At 62.9% G+C, this 2,261-nt stretch carries 3 protein-coding genes and 1 pseudogene; all 4 read left to right on the forward strand.

Annotated elements, in window-relative coordinates:
- Window positions 1-449: ribosome maturation factor RimM (rimM, locus tag ACOVQ0_RS17960; protein WP_421887657.1), on the forward strand; the 449-nt coding region annotated here is incomplete at its 5' end.
- Window positions 446-1,186: a tRNA (guanosine(37)-N1)-methyltransferase TrmD gene (gene trmD, locus ACOVQ0_RS17965; RefSeq protein ID WP_421887661.1), complete on the forward strand. Its 741-nt coding sequence runs from the start codon at window positions 446-448 to the stop codon at window positions 1,184-1,186. The genes rimM and trmD, both read left to right, overlap by 4 nt.
- 2 nt (window positions 1,187-1,188) lie before the next feature.
- Window positions 1,189-1,557: a 50S ribosomal protein L19 gene (rplS, locus tag ACOVQ0_RS17970; RefSeq protein ID WP_011445066.1), complete on the forward strand. Its 369-nt coding sequence runs from the start codon at window positions 1,189-1,191 to the stop codon at window positions 1,555-1,557.
- Window positions 1,558-1,709: 152 nt separating this feature from the next.
- A pseudogene (locus ACOVQ0_RS17975) lies at window positions 1,710-2,261 on the forward strand (S9 family peptidase); the annotation flags it as partial.

Raw genomic sequence — 2,261 nt, forward strand, 5'->3', positions numbered from 1 at the left:
CGCATGGAGTGGCGGGCGAGGTCCGCTTGAAGCTGTTCGGTGAAGGCGTGGTGGCTCTCAAGAGCTACCGCGCTTTCAACGATTCTTCACTGACCGTCGTGAAGCTGAAGGACGACGGCAAGGGCGGGGCGATTGCCCGCTTTGCCGAAGTGGCGGATCGCACGGCGGCGGAAAAGTTGCGTGGCACGGCGCTGACTGTGCCCCGATCGTCGCTGCCTGCGCTGGCGGATGGCGAATACTATCACGCCGACCTGATTGGCCTGCCCGCAGTTTCGACCGAAGGCGAGGCACTGGGCGCATGCGTTGGCGTGGAGAATTTCGGCGCGGGCGACGTGATTGAAGTCCGCAAGCCCGATGGCAAGAAGTTCATGGTGCCGATGAGGCCGCAAGCCGTGCCGGAATGGACCGACGAGCGGATATTGATTGAGGCGGGCTGGGTGGATCAGTGACCTTCGCCGCCACCGTCCTGACCCTTTACCCCGAAATGTTCCCCGGTCCGCTGGGCGTCAGCCTTGCCGGGCGGGCGTTGCGCGAAGGGAGGTGGGCGATGGATGCGGTGCAGATCCGCGACTTTGCTATCGACAAGCATAGGACCGTTGACGACACGCCGGCCGGTGGCGGGGCGGGGATGGTTTTGCGCGTGGATGTGCTCGCCAAGGCCATAGATTATGCGCGGGATGCCCATCCGGGCTGCCCGGTGATCGCCATGACGCCGCGCGGCAAGCCGCTGACGCAGGAGCGGGTGCGGGAGCTTGCGGACGGGCCGGGGGTGATCGTTCTATGTGGGCGGTTCGAAGGTTTTGACGAGCGGATTTTCGACGGTCGCGAGGTCGAGGAAGTCTCGGTCGGGGACATCGTATTGTCGGGTGGCGAATGTGCGGCTTTGATGCTGCTCGACGCTTGCATTCGGCTGCTTCCCGGCGTAATGGGCGCGGCTTCTAGCGGGCATGAGGAGTCGTTCGAGAACGGTCTCCTTGAATACCCGCACTATACCCGACCTGCTGAGTGGGAAGGGCGCACGATCCCTGAAGTGCTGCGATCGGGGGATCATGCGAAGATCGCGGCTTGGCGCAAGTCAAAGTCCGAGAACGATACACGGTTACGCAGGCCGGACCTTTGGGAGCGCCACATCGGCGTTCGGGTCCAGTCTGCCTCTGGCGCGCAGCGTGAAGTGCAGGACGATTGAAAATGAACCTGATTCAGCAGCTTGAAGCTGAAGCCATCGCCGAATTCAAGGCGAAGAAGGAAATTCCAGACTTCCGCGCAGGCGACACCGTCCGCGTTGGCGTGCGCGTCGTCGAAGGCGAACGCACCCGCGTTCAGGCTTACGAAGGCGTGTGCATCGCGCGTTCGAACCGTGGCCTTGGCTCGAACTTCACCGTTCGCAAGATTTCGTTCGGCGAAGGTGTGGAGCGCGTGTTCCCGCTCTATTCGCCCAACATCGATTCGATTACCGTGGTGCGCCGTGGTGTCGTGCGTCGTGCGAAGCTCTACTATCTTCGTGGCCGCACCGGTAAATCGGCGCGTATTGCTGAGCGTAAGGTCACCAAGGCCTGAGCAACGCCGCAACACGGCTAACGTGTTAAGAAAGGCGTCCTGGCTCAGAGCCGGGGCGCCTTTTTTGCTTTCATACGCAACCATTTCGGGCCACCCAAGGGGCATTGCGAACATGCCCGGCCACGGCACGGGCCAGAGGATACCGAAACACCATGCGCCACTTCCGCCTGCTCGCCGCCTGCGCGCTGACCGCTGTTGTCACTACGCCTGCGCTTGCCCAACAGGGAACCCAGATGACTGCGCCTGCCGCTGCCCCCGCGCCTGTCGATGCCGCTGCGCTGACTTTCGAGCGCGTGTTCGCCAGCCCCAGCCTGAACGGGCCAACGCCGCGCGCGGTGAAGCTTTCGCCCGATGGCCGTTATCTGACGCTGCTCAAGAACCGTGCCGACGATCGGGAGCGGTACGACCTGTGGGGATTCGACCGCCAGACCAGCGAATGGAAGATGCTGGTGGATTCGCTCAAGCTGTCCTCTGGGCGCCAGCTTTCGGAAGCCGAGAAGATGCAGCGTGAGCGGCAGCGCATCGGCGATCTGAAGGGCATCGTGTCCTATGAATGGAGTGCAGACGGCAAGTCAGTGCTGGTGCCGGTGGATGGCGACCTGTTCCTTGCCGGGCTGGACGGTTCCGTACGCAAGGTTGAGGGCACCAAGGGCGGCGAATTGACGCCGAAGCTGGGGCCGAAGGGCGAGCATATTGCCTATGTG

The organism is Novosphingobium sp. (assembly GCF_049240505.1).
Lineage (GTDB): Bacteria > Pseudomonadota > Alphaproteobacteria > Sphingomonadales > Sphingomonadaceae > Novosphingobium.